The organism is Anoxybacillus kestanbolensis (assembly GCF_001996285.1).
GTDB lineage: Bacteria > Bacillota > Bacilli > Bacillales > Anoxybacillaceae > Anoxybacillus > Anoxybacillus kestanbolensis_A.
Map to the genome: position 1 here is coordinate 40,901 of NZ_MQAD01000003.1, position 17,327 is coordinate 58,227.

Sequence of the window (17,327 nt, forward strand, 5' to 3'; positions counted from 1 at the left end):
CGATATGATCGTTGGCTATGAAACCGTTCGTCCAGAAGATGTTGCTTCGCACTATCAATGTCGACTAGGCAAATGGTACTTTGATGAACAAACGAAAAAACAACTGCAAGGTACGCCGGCATACGAAAAATTAAATGCTCCGCACGAACGTGTACACATCGCAGCGAAAAAAGCAGCCGAAGCGTACGCTAAAGGCGATCTAAAAGGTGCCGAAGCGCAGTTAATCGAACTAGAACAAGCATCGATAGAAGTGATTCGTCTCATCGATGAACTCATCGAAAAAGTCGAAAAAGAACGGACGTTTGAAACCCACCTCGCATAAGGTGGGTTTATTTTTTTACGATATGGGACAACGCAAGTGCAAAAATGAGTAGCGCTCCTTTTATAATATCTTGCGCATAGTACGGGACGTTCATCATCGTCAGCCCGTTTAACAACACGCCAATAAAAATCGAGCCAAGTAACGTACCGATCACATTCGGTTTGCCGGCACCAAAAACGGAAAAACCGATAAAGGCAGCGGCGACGCCGTCCATGAGTAGCGATGCGCCCGCAGATACTTGCCCTGTACCAATGCGGGAAGCGAGCACAATACCACCTAAAGCGGCAAACAATCCGCTAATCATATACGCATATGTACGATAGCGGTTGACAGGAATGCCGGTGAGATGAGCGGCTTCACGATTTTCGCCTGTCATATAAAATAAGCGGCCTGTTTTTGTATATGTTAAAAAAAGATGCGCACAAACGACGAGCAAAAGCATAAGCAACACAGAAAACGGGACGCCAAACAGCTCTCCTTGTCCGATAAATAAAAACGATGGAATAAATTTTCCAGGTGCCACGCCACCTTCGGGAAGTGGCATATCGTTATAAATGGAAAAACCTTTTGTGTACGTCAATTGCACACCGTTAATGATGTACATGACCGCTAACGTCGCCAACAAGTCAGGCAAACGAAGGCGAATAATGAGAAACGCATTGAGCAGCCCAACGAGCGCTCCGAGAAGAAGCGGAACGGCAAGGGCTACGAAAAGTTCTTGACGATGTAAAACGAGCGCGGAGGCGCTGGCGATCGTTGCTAAGCTGACGGTGGAGCCGACCGATAAATCAAACCCGTCGACAATTAACGAAAACGTAATGCCGATCGCAACAAGCGTCACAATGGAAATAGAGCGCAAAATGTCGCTAAAGTTGGCGTATGTGAAAAACGAATCGAGCGAGAAGCTAAAAAAAGCGATGACGATTACGATAGCGAGTATCGTTCCGTACTTGTATAAAAACTTCAATTTGTTCCACCCCCTGTCATGTCATAGACGAGCTGTTCATACGTCGCCTCGTGTGCGTCCATTTTTTTGACGAAGCGCCCGTCGACCATGATGTAAATCGTATCGGCGATATGAAGCAATTCTTGACATTCGCTCGTTAAATAAATGATCGCTTTTCCTTTTTCAGCAAGCGCGCGAATGATGGCAAACACTTCTTCTTTCGCATGCACGTCAATGCCTTTTGTCGGCTCGTCAAAAAGAAAGACGTCGCCATTTGTTTGTAACCATTTCCCGATGACGACTTTTTGTTGATTGCCGCCGCTTAAATGTTTCACAAGCGCAGTCGGCGAAGATGGGCGAATATGTAACGATGAAATAAGGTTTGTAGCGATCGTGCGCTCACGTCGTTTGTCAATCCATTGCCATGGGGCGATGTTTGACAATAGGCGTATGGTCAAGTTTTTTTCGATCGTTTCGTTCATAAAAAGCCCTTGTTTTCGCCGTTCTTCAGGAATGAAACAAACGCCTGCTTCAATTGCATCTTTTGGCGAGTTCCACGTTTGCTTTTTTCCATGCAATATGCGTTCGCCTGTCGTTTTTACGTGAGCGATCATACTTTCGGCAAGTTCTGTTTTTCCTGCACCAACAAGGCCAGCGATGCCGACAATTTCACCACGCCGAACAGCAAGATCGACGGTCGTGTTCGTTTTCGGGATATACAATTGTTTCACTTCAAATATCGTTTCGTCGCGGACGGTGCGCGCTCGTTGCTCGTTCGTTTCTTTTTGGCGTCCGACCATATGGCGCACGATGTCTTCTGTCGCTAGCGATACATCGCCTTCGTAAACGACGGTACCGTCTCGTAAAATCGTCATGCGGTCGCATATGCGTTTTACTTCGTGCAATTTATGCGAGATGTAAATAAACGACACTCCTTGTGCTTTCAATTGTTCGATCATCGCAAACAATCGTTTCGTTTCTTCTTCGCTTAATGAAGCGGTTGGTTCATCTAAAATAATGTAGCGAGCGGAAGAAGAAAGGACGCGCGCGAGTAAAATGAGTTGTTTTTCATGAAGCGTGCACGTCTGTACCGGTGTATCAAGCGACAAATGGGCTAAGCCGACGCGTTCAAGCAGTTGTAAAACAGTTGTGCGCTGTTTCGTTTTGGAAAAGAACATATGTTTTTGTTCGACCATTTGTTCAGCGAGAATATTTTCATATACAGATAAAGCAGGGAATAATGCCGCATCGACTTCTTGGACAACATGTCCGATGCCGGCTCGTTTCGCATCTTTCGGCGAAAAAAATGTATGTGGCTGTCCATCGATTTCAATCGTTCCGCTAGTCGGTTGCAACACGCCAGCTAAAATGTTCATTAACGTGCTTTTTCCCGCGCCATTCATACCTAAAAGGGCGTGAACTTCGCCCGGTTGGATATGGAAGTTCACGCCGTTTAATACGGTCACATCACCAAATGAATGAACGATTTGTTTCATGCGTAAACCGCTCATTGTTTTTTCACCTTTTCTTCAAGCGTCTTCATCCACGGCGAAACCGCAACATTCGATTGGCCCCAGCTTGTAATGTAGTTGTGCAGTTCGCCGATCGACACTTGCTCATCTGGTAAATCAGAACGTTTCACTAAATGCGGTTCAAGTGAATAAATATTTGGCGTTTGTTCGCCTGCAATTTTTTGATACGCAAAGCGCACTTGCACGCGTCCGACTTCCGCTGGGTCAGTTGCCGTTGTTGCGACCCATGGGCTATTCGGTTGTTGAATGAGTTGTAAATCTTCATCGCTTAAGTCGATGCCGTATACTTTAATTTCTGTTCGACCTGCTTGTTGAATGGCGCGCGTCGCTCCTTTAGCGAACTCATCCCACGTCGCAAAGACGGCGTCGATGTCGCCTTTATTCGGATATTTTTTCAAAATGGCTTCCATTTGTGTTTGTGTATCTAATGCAGTATTGGCGCTTGCCGTGCCGAATTTGGCGACTTCTTTTATGTTTGGATATCGTTTTTGAAACGCTTCATATATGACGTGGCGGCGTTCCATCGGCGTAAAGCCGCCGACCCAAATGGTGACGATTTCACCTTCACCGTTTAAATCTTCCGCTAACGTTTTTAACGTTTTCCATGCTAAGCTGTAATCGTCTTGGTCAATGACGGTGACACCTGGAATGTTTAAATCGTTATCGAATGCGACGACGTGAATGCCTTTCGCGAGCGCTTTTTCAACTGGCGCTTTTAACGCATCGGCGCGTCCGTGGTCTAATAAAATCGCATCGACGTTTTGGCTAATTGCTGTTTCGACGTACGATGCCATTTTCGTTAAATCGTTATCGGCGTTATAAATTTGCACGTCGCCTCCGAATTTCGCGACTTGTTCTTTTACCCCAGCGATATATTGTGATGAAAAGGTACCGATCGACATTTGCATAATGGCGGCAATTTTAATCGGTTTGTTTAATGCGGCTGGAATGTCCGCTCCTGTTGTTTCATTCGTTTGTTTCGTTTCTTCTTTCGGCTGCTCTGCCGGTTTTGAGACGGCGTCTTGTTCGTTCGTGCACCCGACTAATAGCGCGAATAAAAGCACGATCATTGCCCATATGTTTCTCATGCAAAAACCTCCTCAAATAATGTCGGTAGCTTCGTTTCATAATCGCCGAAAACGATGCCTTTTTCAGTAATAATGCCTGTAATAAGTTCATGCGGTGTGACGTCAAATGCCGGGTTGTAGACGTTCACATCTGGTGCGATGCGCACGCCTCCGATATGCGTCACTTCTTCTTTCGCCCGCTCTTCAATCGGGATATCGTCGCCTGTTTTCGTCTGTAAGTCGATTGTTGAAAGCGGGGCGGCGACGTAAAACGGAATGTTGAACGCTTTTGCCAAAATAGCTAAGCCGAACGTACCGATTTTGTTGGCGGTATCGCCGTTGGCGGCAATGCGATCGGCGCCGACGATGACTGCGGAAATATGTTTGGCTTTCATCGTTTGCGCTGCCATATTGTCTGTAATAAGCGTCACATCAACACCCGCTTCGGAAAGCTCCCATGCGGTCAGCCTTGCGCCTTGCAAGACCGGGCGTGTTTCACAAGCGTACGCATGAAGGGTGATTCCTTTTTCTTTCGCTAAATGAAACGGCGCAAGGGCGGTACCGTAGCGCGCCGTTGCAATCGCCCCCGCATTGCAAATTGTCATGATGCGGTCGCCGTCTTGAAACAAAGAAAGGGCATATTCACCGATGCGGCGGCAGACGTCTTCATCTTCAATTTGAATGCAAATTGCTTCATGAATGAGCGACGTTTTCGCTTCATTGACCGAGGTGGCGTTGACAACGCTTTTCATGAGCCGGTCAAGCGCCCAAAATAAATTGACGGCAGTCGGACGCGAGCTTGCTAAATAGTCGCGATCGCGCTTTAGTTTAGTATGAAATGTCGCTAAATCATCGGTTTCATATAATTTGGCTGCAAGTGCTAATCCGTAAGCGGCGGTCATGCCGATCGCTGGTGCCCCGCGCACTTTTAACGTGACGATCGCGTCCCACACGTCTTCTATATTTTTTAATTCTAAATATTCAGTCTTATGAGGCAACGCTTGTTGGTTTAAAATTGTAATATGCGTATCGTGCCATTGTACTGCTTTCATCATTTTCCTCCTAGCTGTTTACATGTGCGGTTTGTTCAACGAGACGTTTGAAATCATCGACACGAAGATTGTGTCGATGGACGATCAGCTCGCGTCCGAGACGAAGGGCATGGCGTTTCGCTTCGAGCCGTTGTTCAAGCGGCAATTCATCGAGGTCCGCCACATGCGCTAAACCGATCGTGCGGCGAATGACTTCGCAACCAGCAAAGCCGATTGCTTCCACGAGCGCATCGTTCATGATGTCGTCGAGCACGAAAGAAACGCGCGCATACGGTTCGTTGCTTTCTTGCCAACATGTTGTAAATGTGCGAACAAACACGTCCCACGTTTTTTCAATATGTGTAAAGAGCGGCTCGCATTCGCTTTCATGGCGAGCGAGGGCGTTTAATAGTAAATTGGCAAAAAAATTCCCTAAATCAAAGCCGATCGGACCGTAAAATGCAAATTCTGGATCAATTACTTTCGTGTCATCGTCGCTTGCGAATATGCTTCCGGTATGTAAGTCGCCATGAAGCAACACGTCTGCTTTTGTTAAAAAGAGCCGTTTCAATTTCGCTACTTCGCGCTTGAGTTCATCATCTTGCCAAAGCTGCTTGACATCGGCGCGCAGTTCTGCTTCAAAGTTGTTCGTGTCGTGGTCAAAAAACGGGTCGGTAAAGACGAGATCTTCCGTAATTTTACATAGTTCAGGGTTTGTAAATTGTTGGGCGAGCTTCTTTTTTTGTTGTTGATTCATGCCAAAATCAGACGTATAAAACGCCGTTTTCGCGACAAACTCGCCGATATGTTCAGAAAGCTTCGGAAATGTTTTTCCTTCGATCAGTCCACGACGTGCAATTTGTAAATGCGACAAATCTTCCATCACCGTAATCGCTAAAGTCTCATCGGAATAGTACACTTTTGGTACATACTGAGAGGCGTAGCTTGCGAATGTGCGCAACGCTTGGCTTTCAATTGTCGCTCGTTTTAATGTGAGCGGCCAGCTTTCTCCGACGACTTTCGCGTACGGCAACGCTTGTTTTATGATGATGCTGTCGTTTGTGCGTTCGTTGACGATGCGAAAGACGAGATTTAAGTTGCCATCGCCAATTTCTTGGCATGAAAGAAGGGCATCGGCGTCAAATAGCCCTAAGCGGACAGCGAGAGCGATCGCTTTTTGTTCTGTTAACGGTTCGTACATATGAATTCCCCCCTTGACATAAATAAAAAACCTCTTTCGCTGAACGAAAGAGGTTTGAAGTTTGCTTCGCACCTCTTATCTCTCAGCCTACTGCTGCAAGAATTAGCACCGTGCGTCATCGCCGGTTGCCGGGTTTCATCGGGCTCGTCCCTCCACCTGCTCTTGATAAGAGTGTTTATCTTTATTCGAATGTTTTGAATAGTGAAAACGTTTCGTGAATTCGCTTGATTTGAATCATACATCGCTTCTCGCTTGTTTGTCAATCTTTTTTTTCAAAAATTTTATACACGTCTGGGCGACGATCAGCAAAAATCGGGATGCGGGCGCGTACGCGTTGTACTTCGTTTATGTCGATCGTTGCCTTGATGACCGTTTCTTGTTCGCTTCCTTCCGCAAGAATATTTCCCCACGGATCGATAATCATCGAATGCCCAGCAAACGTGTTGTTCGGGTCTGATCCTGCACGGTTGCACGCGACGACGTAACATTGATTTTCGATCGCTCGCGCCATTAATAACGTGCGCCAATGATGAAGGCGCGAAAGGGGCCATTCCGCAACGACAAATAACACTTCCGCACCGTTTAGCGTATGCGCGCGAATCCATTCTGGAAAGCGAATGTCATAACAAATGACCCCCGCACACGTCGTTTCATCGAGCGAACATAGCCCGGTCGTTTCTCCCGCTTGTAAATATACATGCTCATCCATCAATTTAAACAAATGAAGTTTGTTATATTCACAAACGACATCGCCGTTTCGATGGACGATATACATCGTATTCGTTATGTTGTCCGCCACTTTTTTCGCGACCGATCCACCGACGATATGCACATGATACGTGCGGGCAAGTTCGGAAAGAAACGCTTTCGTTTGTTCGCCGTTTTCATCGGCAATATGAGCAAGTCTCGTTAAATCGTAACCTGTCGTCCATAGTTCAGGTAAAACGACGACATCGGCTTCTTTCGCGATTTGTTCCATGTAGCGCACGACTGTTTGTTTATTTTTTTCCGGTGCTCCAAACGCAATGTCCATTTGTACGCAAGCGATATTCATCTCATTCACCTCAAAAAAATTTTCTTTACATTTTGATTTTTACGATATATGATTCTTGACTAGAATTTCAACCTTTTTGTGAAGTAGGTGTGAAAAATGAAAACATTTCCGCAATCGAACTTGTTACAGCAACTTCCGAAGCAATTTTTTGCTTCGCTCGTGCAAAAAGTGAACGCAGTCATTGCCGAAGGGCATGATGTCATTAATCTCGGACAAGGAAATCCAGATCAGCCGACACCAGCGCACATTGTAAGCGCGATGCAACAGGCGGTAGCAAAGCCTATGTATCATAAATATTCACCATTTCGCGGCTATTCGTTTTTGAAAGAAGCAGTCGCGACGTTTTATAAACGCGAGTATGGCGTGACGATTGATCCTGAAAAAGAAGTCGCTATTTTGTTTGGCGGAAAAGCAGGGCTTGTTGAAATGCCGCTTTGCTTATTAAATCCGGGCGATGTTGTGCTCGTTCCTGACCCTGGTTATCCAGACTATTGGTCGGGGGTCGTGCTTGCGCGGGCGCGCATGGAAATGATGCCGCTACGGGCGGAAAACGGCTTTTTACCTAATTACGAGGAGCTAAACAAAGATGTCGTTCGCAAGGCGAAACTGATGTTTTTAAACTATCCGAACAATCCGACCGGCGCAACCGCAACGAAATCGTTTTTTCAACAAACCGTTTCGTTTGCTGAAAAACATCGTATCGGTGTTGTACACGATTTCGCATACGGAGCGATCGGCTTTGACGGGAAAAAGCCAGTAAGCTTTTTACAAGTCGAAGGGGCCAAAGACGTCGGCATTGAAATTTATACGTTCTCAAAAACGTACAATATGGCAGGATGGCGCATCGGTTTTGCGGTCGGTAACGAAAGCATGATCGAAGCGATCAACGTATTACAAGACCATTTATACGTCAGCATGTTCGGGGCGATTCAAGAAGCGGCAGCAGTCGCACTACTTGATTCGCAACAATGCGTCGCCGAGCTTGTCGCGACGTATGAAGCAAGAAGAAACACGTTCGTTCATGCATTGCGTGACATCGGCTGGAATGTGCAAGCGCCAGCAGGTTCGTTTTTCGCTTGGCTTCCGGTGCCAAACGGCTATACGTCGGAAACGTTTGCTGACCTTTTGCTTCAAAAAGCGCACGTGGCGGTCGCTCCGGGCATTGGGTTTGGCGAACATGGGGAAGGCTATGTGCGCACAGGGCTGCTCACAAGCGAAGCAAGACTTCAAGAAGCAGCGGAACGCATCGGGCGGTTGCAACTTTTTTAAAAAATCGTTGACAAAATCGGCATGTGCTGTCATAATTCGAATTAAATTTGTGAAAAACGAACTGTTTGAAAAATTTTATACATTGCGAATTCTTATCAAGAGTAGGTGGAGGGACGAGCCCGATGAAGCCCGGCAACCGACTTAACAAGTGTTAAGCACGGTGCTAATTCTCGCAGCAATGAGCTGAGAGATAAGAAGAGACGAACGATTGAGCCTCTTCTTATGAAGAGGTTTTTTATTTGTAAAGGAGTGGGAAGATGATTACCGCAACATATTTGATTCATGACGACAAAGACTTAGTGAAAAAAGCGGAAGGGATTGCGCTTGGATTGACTGTCGGGTCGTGGACCGATTTGCCGCAGCTTGAACAAGAGCAGTTGAAAAAACATAAAGGCGTTGTTCAGTCCATTGAACAGCTCGAAGAAGATGAGCGGGTCAATACGTTTTTTGGCAAAAGACTAAAGCGTGCCCTCGTGCGCATTTCGTATCCGAGCGTCAATTTTAGCGCCGATTTTCCAGCGATTTTGACGACGACGTTTGGAAAATTGTCGCTTGACGGAACGATTAAACTTGTTGATTTAACGTTTTCTGACGAACTGAAGCGTGCGTTTCCGGGCCCGCGCTTTGGCATTGACGGCATACGCGAAAAGCTTGGCGTTTTTGACCGTCCGCTTGTGATGAGCATTTTTAAAGCGGTCATTGGGCGTGATTTACAATACGTCACCGAACAATTAAAACTACAAGCGCTCGGTGGGGTCGATCTCGTGAAAGACGATGAAATTTTATTTGACAATGACTTAACGCCGTTTGAAAAGCGCATTGTCGCAGGAAAACAAGCGCTACAAGAGGTGTACGAACAAACAGGGCATCGAACGTTATATGCGGTCAATTTAACAGGTAAAACGTTTGAACTAAAAGACAAAGCGAAGCGTGCGGCGGAGCTAGGGGCGGACGTGTTGTTGTTTAACGTGTTTACATACGGACTTGACGTGTTGCAAGCGCTTCGTGAAGACGATGACATTCGCTTGCCGATTATGGCACATCCGTCGTTTAGCGGCGCGATCGCCTCATCGCACGTATATGGAGTTAGCTATGCGCTTCTTCTTGGAAAACTATTGCGCATGGCCGGGGCGGATTTTTCGCTTTTCCCATCACCGTATGGAAGTGTCGCGCTTGAAAAAGAACAGACGGTTGCGATTGCCCATGAACTTACGAAAGAAGAACCGTTTTTACGCACATTCCCTGTGCCATCCGCCGGCATTCATCCGGGGCTTGTGCCGCTTTTAGTGCGCGATTTTGGCATCGACTCCGTCATTAACGCAGGCGGCGGAGTGCATGGTCATCCGAGCGGGGCAATTGGTGGCGGGCAAGCGTTTCGTGCCGCAGTTGATGCGGTGCTTGCTGGTCGTTCGCTTCATGATGCGGCAAAAGAAAACGAAGCGTTACAACAAGCGCTTGATTTATGGGGGAGCGCTTGATGAAGCCAATTATTTTTTGCGACTTTGATGGAACGATTACGTTAAACGACAACATTATTGCGCTTATGAAACAGTTCGCTCCGCCCGAGTGGGAGGCCATCAAAGATGACGTACTTGCGCAAAGATGTTCCGTACAACAAGGTGTCGGACGTATGTTTTCGCTATTGCCGACGACGCTAAAAGAAGACATCGTGCAATTTTTGCTTGACACTGCCCGCATTCGCGACGGATTTTCCGACTTTGTCGCATTTACAAACGAACGGGAAATTCCGCTTTATATCGTGAGCGGCGGCATCGACTTTTTCGTTTATCCGCTGTTAGACGGACTTGTTGAAAAAGAGCGCATTTTTTGTAACAGCGCTGACTTTAGCGGAGAAACGATTCACATTACGTGGCCGTATGCGTGCGATGAACATTGCAAAAATGAATGCGGGTGCTGCAAGCCGTCGCTTCTTCGTAAACTCGCGCCAAAAGGGGCAAAAACGATTGTGATTGGCGATTCCATTACCGATTTAGCGGCGGCGAAACTAGCCGATTACGTCATCGCGCGCGACTTTTTGCTTGAAAAATGCCGGGAGCTTCATTTGCCACATACACCGTTCACGACGTTTTATGATGTCATTGACGCGTTACAAGAAAGCGAGGTGATCGTGTGAGACAAAAAAAATGGGAAGAACTTGCGGAAGTGAAACGAGAACTAGCGGAGCGCGACTGGTTTATGGGAACGAGCGGCAACTTGTCGCTAAAGGTGAGCGATGAGCCGCTTACGTTTCTTGTGACCGCTAGCGGAAAAGATAAACGAAAAGAAACAGCAGAAGACTTTTTACTCGTCGGTGCGGACGGACAGCCAGCCGAAGCGACGCATTTAAAGCCGTCAGCTGAGACGCTTCTTCACGTTAAAATCTACAATAAAACGAACGCTGGTTGTGTGCTTCATGTCCATACCGTTGACAATAACGTTATTTCCGAATGGTACGGTGACGAAGGGGAAGTCGTTTTTACAAATCAAGAACTCATTAAAGCGTTCGGATTATGGGAAGAAGATGCGGCATTTCGTATTCCGATTATTCCGAATTTCGCCCATATTCCGACGTTAGCGGATGCGTTTGCGAAACATGTGCACGCGGACGCCGGAGCGGTACTTATTCGCAACCACGGCATTACCGTATGGGGAAAAGATGCGTTTGAAGCGAAAAAGTTTTTAGAAGCATGCGAGTTTTTATGTCAATATTATGTGAAACTACTACTTTTAAAACGATAAGGGGGAGTATGTATGGCAGTTATTAAAGTGCGCAACACAGGTGAAGTGATTGAAGGAAAGGAAAACGTCGCTACGTTTTTAAATAAGCAAGGGGTGTTGTACGAACATTGGGATGCAAGTAAACTTCCAACGCATCTTCAAAACAAATTTGTATTAACAGACGAAGAAAAGGCGGATATTTTAGCGACGTTTCAAACAGAAATTGAAGATTTAGCGAAGCGTAGAGGGTACCAAGCGTGGGACGTCGTCGCCTTGTGCGAACAAACGCCAAATTTAGAAGAGCTATTGAAAAAATTTGAACAAGTGCATACGCATACAGAAGATGAAGTGCGTGCAATCGTTGCTGGCCATGGCATTTTCGTCATTAAAGGGGACGAAAATACAGGCTACTTTGACGTTGAACTTGAAGCAGGGGATGTCATTTCTGTACCAGAAGGAAACCCGCATTTCTTTACGTTAATGGACGATCGCCAAGTCGTCGCGGTGCGGTTGTTTATTGATCCATCTGGCTGGGTGGCACATCCGTATGAAGAAAAAGAAGGGGCGTAACGCTCCTTCTTTTTAAAATGCTTCAATTAAAAACACCATAACGAGCAAACCGATAATAAACGCATACGTCGATGATTGTTCGTTTCCGTCGCCATGGCTTTCAGGGATTAACTCTTTATAAATAATAAACAACATCGCACCAGCCGCAAACGCTAATCCGTACGGAACGAGCGCGTCGACGACGGACGTTAAATAAAAGCCGATGATGGAGGCGACGAGCTCGATCATTCCCGTCCCGGTTGCCATGAAAAACGCTTTTCCTTTTGATATATGTTGGTTAAATAAAAAAAGCGCAACGAGCAATCCTTCAGGTGCATTTTGAAAGCCGATCGCAAGCGCAATTAAATCCCCGATATGATTTTGTTCCCCCGAGGCATAACTCACGCCAACAGATAAACCTTCTGGAATGTTATGAAGCGTAATCGCCGTAAGGACAAGCAGCGCTTTTTGATCCATTTTGATGCCGCTTTTTGTATGTGCTAAGTCGATATGCGGTACGATGTTTTCAAGAAGTGTCAGCGTAAACACCCCAAAGCACAATCCAACCGCAAGAGACAAAAACGTGCCAGAAGAAAGTGACTCAGGAATTAACCCAAGCATCGATGCCGCCATCATAACACCAGCTGTAAAAGCGAGCAACATGTCGCGCCGTTTGTGCGTTAATGAGCGCGACAAAAATAAAATCGGAACAGCGCCAGCTCCTGTCGCTAGCGCCGATAACGTGCTTCCGATGAGCATATCGACCATCATTCCACCTCCTGTCGTAAAGGAAGACGAACGGTAATCGTCGTTCCTTTCTTTTCTATGCTATGAATGTCGATTGTCCCTTCATGCATATCGATGATACGTTTACAGACGACGAGCCCAAGTCCTGTTCCCGTTTGTTTCGATGTGACAAACGGTTGAAACAGTTTGTGTTTTACGTCGTTTGGAATGCCGCATCCATTGTCCGTCACTTGCAGCATCGCCCAGTCGTTTTGTTTCGTCAGCGAAATCGTTAGCTCACCTCCATCGGTCATCGCTTCGATCGCATTTTTTGCTAAATTTAAGACGACTTGTTTTAAATGATCTTTTGAACAACGAATCGGAAGTGGTACATCGGCACGTTGAAACGTATAGACGACGTTATGTAAATGCGCTTGCGACTCAATCATCGGATGAATGCTTTGCACAATATAGTTTAAATCACACGTTTCAAGTTTTTGTGCCGTCGGTTTGCCGAGAATTAAAAATTCGTTCACAATATCGTTAATGCGTGTAATTTCATTTTGAATGACGGAAAAATAAAGTTGTGATTCGTTATCTTTATGTTTTTCACTTAATAGTTGAATAAATCCTTTAATGCCAGCGAGTGGGTTGCGAATTTCATGCGCCGTGCTTGCGGCGAGTGTGCCGACAAGTTCGAGTTTTTGTGCTTCGGTCTCTATGCGTTCAAGCATCGTTTGCCGTTTTAATAGCCAATATTGAATCAGTAGCCAAACAATATGGATGGCGACGATCAGCAATAAGATGTATGGAAGGGATGTTTGCACATTTTGTTTCATCGTTACGTGCGGCACGTTCGCTTCAATTATCCATGGTGCATAATTTAAATGAACCGTCACCGTTTGTTGTGATGGGCGAATGTCGTTTGTTGCCAACAACATCGTTCCACGCTCATCATATAAACGAAACGATGCGCCTTGGTCAATGATTTTCATCCGTTTTTTTATGTAATCCATACGTAATTCCGCCACAAAAAAACCGACTGTATCACTTGTTTTTTCATCGACAATCGGTGTGACGATCGTTGTTGTATGATCGCTGTCAATGACCGTTTGTTTTGTCGTTTTCGCCAATCGCATCGCTGAACTTGTACTTTCAGAAAAAAACGATATGTGATGAAAACGAACGTCTTGTTTTTCTATTTGTTGCAACATGTCGTTTATGTCTTTTTCGCTTAACATCGCCATATGTTTGCTAACCATAAACGCTAACGTCTCGAGTTTTGTCGTTGTCTCCGCAAGAAAGCGATCGAGATCGTTTTTATGTATATTCGCAAACAAGCGCGTTCCTTCAAGCAATTGTTGTTGCTGTTGTTCATCTTGCCAAAGCACAATCCACGCGCTTCCTACAAGGCATGGGATCATAACAAGCAAGATGTACAACCATCGTCTCATTCTCTCTCTCCCCATATATGCTCCCTCAACAAAACAAAATTCAAGGAATATTATAACATAAAGATGAAAAAAAGACTGAGAAAATGAAAAAACCCCGCCAAAATTGGAGGGGGTTTTGTTATGTTGTAGAGTATGGAAATATGTTCCAATCAAAAATCGGTTTACATAAAAAAAAAAAAAATGGTATGATCACATAAAAATTAAAACAACAACACATTGTCAGGGGGAGCGGGTTTGGTATGAGTAAAATGTTTACGGGAGGAAAAAGACAGGTTCCTAATTTGGGACGATTTATTTTTTTATGTATTATCATGTTATATTTCATTTTTAGTAGCAATACGTATGCTTATGAGTTATTTGGTGGGAAATATAGGAACCCAAACTCATTAAAATATTGGATTGATTCGTCGGTTATCCAAGCTGGTTATGAAGCGAGAGCGGTTTATGGTTCAGAAGCGTTTGATAGTTCTTCTCTTATTGGTACGACTAGAACGTACGATGATTCCCAAGCTAACTACAAATGGTGGGCTAGTACGAAGGACATGGGTTCTGTCGTTGCCGATTGCATCAACTATAATGTGAACTGGCTAGGACAAGTGACTGCTTGTTGGGACTGTACATACGATAAGTCGCAGTTGAGAATTTATTTACCGGGTTTTCAAAAGTTATCTTGGGTTCAAACGAGAGAAACGACAGCTCATGAGATAGGGCATGCTTTAGGATTAGATCATGAAGATGATGTTCGTGCTATCATGCTTTCGAAAGGTTTTCTAAATGATGAGTATCCACAAAATGATGATTGGAATGGAATAAATGCTATCTATTAGCGGAAAGGGAGTGGCTTAATGAAAAAGATTGCTTTTCTTTTATTTTCGATTTTACTTTTATACGCTTGTAACAATATAGAGTCTCGATTGAGTAATGTACATACAAAACATGTCCATAGTGAGTCAAAAATAATAGATGAGTATGATTATTTAGGAGAAATGGAGAATGATAGTGAAGTTATTTTAATTGGTACGAAGAAAAAAGGAGAGAGTCATTTTGATAAAGACGGCGATATGGTGACGGGTTTTTATACAATCAGTGACGTCGAAATCAAAAAAGTTTTCAAAAATGAGAAAGGATACGAGTTAGATAAAGGGAATGTTATCAAAGTTATCGAAAATGGCGCGTTTGATAAAGAAACAAATACATTGTATGGTTCAGCAGGGTATCAGTTGATGAAGGATAATAAAAGCTATCTTTTGTTTTTAAGAAAAAGTACGACACATGATGAGTATACAATCAAAGGTGTATATTATGGAAAGGTGCCGTTAGCTAGTAATCAAATCGAATACGACGGTCATTTGAACAGTAGTAAGCAAGCAAATAATAAACAAATAGAAAAACTAAACCGAATATTTGAAGAGGCAAGAAAAAAATATAAAGAATAAAGATGGTGAGACTATGAACCCCCGCCAAATGGACGGGGGTTTTGTTATGCCGACTGTTTTTGTTTCGTTTTATGTTCGCTTTGTTGTTTAAGAAGTAGCGGATAAAACAACAAGCTGCTTGCAAGCAAGGCGATGCCGAGTAAAAATGTTTTCATGTCAGCCGTGCCTGCTTTCACAAGCCAAATGGAATAAATAGTCGCAAGGACAGCGATGATGCCGTCTGTCATTCGTTGTTGCGTCGTTTCATACGTTTCGCCTGTCCAGACAAGCTTCAATTGGAAGACAGAAGCGATGAAATACGGAACGAGATATGATAACGTCGCAATGTAAATAACGAAATCAAATGCGGCCGCCATTGAGTTTGAAATCGTTGAAAAAATAAATAATTGGGCAATCATATTTGAGACGATTAAAGAAAAACGCGGCATGCCTTTGTTGTTTTCTTGTAAAAAGGCACGAATAAATAATCCTTGTTTTGCCGCTTGATACGGCACTTCGGCACTTAAAAAAATCCAGCCGAGCGTTGAGCCGATTAAACTAATTAAACCAAGTCCTGCCAAAAGCTGCGCTCCGATTGGACCTAATACAGTACCGATCGCATCAACAAGCGGCTTTTCAGACTGAATAAGCGTCTCTTGTTTTAATAGTCCCATCACAAGTACGCTAATGCCAATATAAATGGCTAAAGCAATGAATAGTCCGACAATCGTTGCGCGTTTGACATCGCTTTGTTTTCGGGCACGCGAAGCAAAAACGATCGCTGATTCAATGCCGATAAACGCCCAAAGCGTGCTTAACGCGACGTTGTTAATTTGCGAAAGCAATCCGAGCGTATGACCTGCTTCATCGTAACGTGGAGCAACAAACGGTTGGAGATAGCTTTTTTCAAACGCAAACAACGCGATGACAATAAAAAGGAAAAAGCCGAGCACTTTCGTTGCCGTTGCGACAAAGTTCAACTTTCCGGCACTTTCTGCTCCTTGTAAAATGATCGCATGCATCATCCATAAAAGTGCGGTGCAGACGAGAAACGTGAGCAGGTTGCCAAGTTTTAATGTAAATGAGCCAACAGAGAAGACGACATGTCCGCTCGTTAAAATAGGGAAAAACGTTGATAAATAACTAGCAAACGTCGTAATGATCGCTACGTTTCCTGCGACGTTTCCGATCCAATATCCCCAAGAAGACATAAAGCCGGACAAAACGGATGCGTTTGAGCCTTTTGGAAACAGCTCTTTCGCATAAATTTGCGGTCCGCCGTTTAATTCAGGTTTACGAATCGCTAAGTTGCCAAAAATTATCGCAATCATAAGTACGCCCGCGCCCGTCAATAGCCAACCGAGCAACACGCCAGCAGGGCTTGCCGCTTCTGCAAGTGAACGAGGAAGCATAAAAATGCCAGAGCCGACCATATTCCCGACAACGAGCCCCGTCAATAACCAAAAGCCGAGTTTTTGTTGTTTCATGTTGTTCATCCTTTCATGCATAATATAATAGCGAAAATATAATGGCGAAGCGGTAGAGCGCTGTTAAAAGCGGGCGTGATAAATAAAAAAGTGCACCCTAAGTTTTCAACGGGTGCACAATATATGACACATCCGCATCAAACTTAAGATCGATAGCTCTCCACCGCATGCGCGATGACAGTCCTGCACCTATTCGGTCACAGGCCCAGCTTATAGCGCCAGAGCACGCTATAAACTTCGGCGACAAATCCTTTCATCTCACTTCATCGACGTCTCTGCGTCTCCATGAAACTACTATTATTTGCCGCGACCTCTATCTCATCTTAGTTGACGAGAAAGATTTCGTATGCAATTGACGTTACTATCGTACAAAAATCTTTTCCTTTCGTCAACGAAAAAATTTTTAGCACATATTTACAAGAAGGGAACGGAATATATGGTTCTGTTTTTTCATCCAATCGTAAAAATATATTAAAAATTTTGATAAAATATATTTGAGATCCCACTTCTTTCGTGATTATCTTTACATCTTATTGCATGGTTCTCTTATGAACAT

General features: G+C 44.6%; 17 protein-coding genes and 3 riboswitches. Of the genes, 8 read left to right on the top strand and 9 right to left on the bottom strand.

What is annotated here, in order from left to right; translation table 11 throughout:
• The first annotated feature begins 4 nt into the window (after positions 1-4).
• Positions 5-322: a CZB domain-containing protein gene (locus BO219_RS01975; protein ID WP_226373742.1), complete on the top strand. Its 318-nt coding sequence runs from the start codon at positions 5-7 to the stop codon at positions 320-322.
• A 7-nt stretch (positions 323-329) separates the two neighbouring features.
• Here the strand turns inward: BO219_RS01975 and BO219_RS01980 are convergent, their stop codons facing one another.
• The 6 genes from BO219_RS01980 to BO219_RS02005 all read right to left on the bottom strand — a co-directional run bounded on the left by BO219_RS01980 (position 330) and on the right by BO219_RS02005 (position 7,153).
• Positions 330-1,289, bottom strand: a complete 960-nt coding sequence (locus BO219_RS01980; protein ID WP_077428119.1) for an ABC transporter permease — start codon at positions 1,287-1,289, stop codon at positions 330-332.
• The gene (locus BO219_RS01985) at positions 1,286-2,779 is read right to left on the bottom strand and encodes a sugar ABC transporter ATP-binding protein (protein WP_077428121.1); all 1,494 of its coding nucleotides are present in this window, start codon (positions 2,777-2,779) and stop codon (positions 1,286-1,288) included. The genes BO219_RS01980 and BO219_RS01985 overlap by 4 nt, the downstream gene beginning before the upstream one ends.
• Positions 2,776-3,888 (bottom strand): sugar ABC transporter substrate-binding protein, encoded by a 1,113-nt coding sequence (locus tag BO219_RS01990; RefSeq protein WP_077428123.1) that lies wholly within the window; start codon positions 3,886-3,888, stop codon positions 2,776-2,778. The genes BO219_RS01985 and BO219_RS01990 overlap by 4 nt, the downstream gene beginning before the upstream one ends.
• Positions 3,885-4,922, bottom strand: coding sequence for an S-methyl-5-thioribose-1-phosphate isomerase (gene mtnA / locus BO219_RS01995; protein WP_077428125.1), 1,038 nt, complete (start codon positions 4,920-4,922; stop codon positions 3,885-3,887). The genes BO219_RS01990 and mtnA overlap by 4 nt, the downstream gene beginning before the upstream one ends.
• A gap of 7 nt (positions 4,923-4,929) precedes the next feature.
• Positions 4,930-6,099, bottom strand: coding sequence for an S-methyl-5-thioribose kinase (gene mtnK / locus BO219_RS02000; RefSeq protein ID WP_077428127.1), 1,170 nt, complete (start codon positions 6,097-6,099; stop codon positions 4,930-4,932).
• A gap of 72 nt (positions 6,100-6,171) precedes the next feature.
• Positions 6,172-6,271: riboswitch (SAM riboswitch) on the bottom strand.
• 87 nt (positions 6,272-6,358) lie between these two features.
• Positions 6,359-7,153: a carbon-nitrogen family hydrolase gene (locus BO219_RS02005; RefSeq protein WP_198936624.1), complete on the bottom strand. Its 795-nt coding sequence runs from the start codon at positions 7,151-7,153 to the stop codon at positions 6,359-6,361.
• Between the two features lie 96 nt (positions 7,154-7,249).
• Between BO219_RS02005 and BO219_RS02010 the strand changes: the two genes are divergently transcribed.
• From BO219_RS02010 to BO219_RS02030, 5 genes are all read left to right on the top strand, one after another.
• On the top strand, positions 7,250-8,422 hold the full coding sequence (locus BO219_RS02010; RefSeq protein WP_077428131.1) for a pyridoxal phosphate-dependent aminotransferase: 1,173 nt from the start codon (positions 7,250-7,252) through the stop codon (positions 8,420-8,422).
• Positions 8,423-8,511: 89 nt separating this feature from the next.
• Positions 8,512-8,619: riboswitch (SAM riboswitch) on the top strand.
• Between the two features lie 60 nt (positions 8,620-8,679).
• On the top strand, positions 8,680-9,900 hold the full coding sequence (gene mtnW / locus BO219_RS02015; protein ID WP_077428133.1) for a 2,3-diketo-5-methylthiopentyl-1-phosphate enolase: 1,221 nt from the start codon (positions 8,680-8,682) through the stop codon (positions 9,898-9,900).
• On the top strand, positions 9,900-10,556 hold the full coding sequence (locus BO219_RS02020; RefSeq protein WP_198936633.1) for a 2-hydroxy-3-keto-5-methylthiopentenyl-1-phosphate phosphatase: 657 nt from the start codon (positions 9,900-9,902) through the stop codon (positions 10,554-10,556). Before mtnW ends, BO219_RS02020 begins: the two co-directional genes overlap by 1 nt.
• Entirely contained in the window at positions 10,553-11,161 is a 609-nt protein-coding gene (locus BO219_RS02025; RefSeq protein WP_077428137.1) for a methylthioribulose 1-phosphate dehydratase, read from the top strand. The genes BO219_RS02020 and BO219_RS02025 overlap by 4 nt, the downstream gene beginning before the upstream one ends.
• Positions 11,162-11,173: 12 nt before the next feature.
• Positions 11,174-11,710, top strand: coding sequence for a 1,2-dihydroxy-3-keto-5-methylthiopentene dioxygenase (locus BO219_RS02030; protein WP_077428139.1), 537 nt, complete (start codon positions 11,174-11,176; stop codon positions 11,708-11,710).
• Between the two features lie 12 nt (positions 11,711-11,722).
• Here BO219_RS02030 and BO219_RS02035 read toward each other — a convergent pair whose 3' ends face one another.
• Together BO219_RS02035 and BO219_RS02040 are read right to left on the bottom strand one after the other, a co-directional pair.
• Positions 11,723-12,457 (bottom strand): ZIP family metal transporter, encoded by a 735-nt coding sequence (locus BO219_RS02035; protein WP_077428141.1) that lies wholly within the window; start codon positions 12,455-12,457, stop codon positions 11,723-11,725.
• Positions 12,457-13,884: an ATP-binding protein gene (locus BO219_RS02040; RefSeq protein ID WP_077428143.1), complete on the bottom strand. Its 1,428-nt coding sequence runs from the start codon at positions 13,882-13,884 to the stop codon at positions 12,457-12,459. The genes BO219_RS02035 and BO219_RS02040 overlap by 1 nt, the downstream gene beginning before the upstream one ends.
• A 224-nt stretch (positions 13,885-14,108) precedes the next feature.
• Between BO219_RS02040 and BO219_RS02045 the strand changes: the two genes are divergently transcribed.
• Both BO219_RS02045 and BO219_RS02050 read left to right on the top strand, forming a co-directional pair.
• Positions 14,109-14,696, top strand: a complete 588-nt coding sequence (locus BO219_RS02045; protein WP_077428145.1) for a matrixin family metalloprotease — start codon at positions 14,109-14,111, stop codon at positions 14,694-14,696.
• 18 nt (positions 14,697-14,714) lie between these two features.
• The gene (locus BO219_RS02050) at positions 14,715-15,305 is read left to right on the top strand and encodes a hypothetical protein (RefSeq protein ID WP_077428147.1); all 591 of its coding nucleotides are present in this window, start codon (positions 14,715-14,717) and stop codon (positions 15,303-15,305) included.
• A 44-nt stretch (positions 15,306-15,349) separates the two neighbouring features.
• Here the strand turns inward: BO219_RS02050 and BO219_RS02055 are convergent, their stop codons facing one another.
• Positions 15,350-16,771, bottom strand: coding sequence for an amino acid permease (locus tag BO219_RS02055; protein ID WP_077428149.1), 1,422 nt, complete (start codon positions 16,769-16,771; stop codon positions 15,350-15,352).
• A gap of 145 nt (positions 16,772-16,916) precedes the next feature.
• Positions 16,917-17,095, bottom strand: a riboswitch (Lysine riboswitch).
• Between the last annotated feature and the right edge of the window lie 232 nt (positions 17,096-17,327).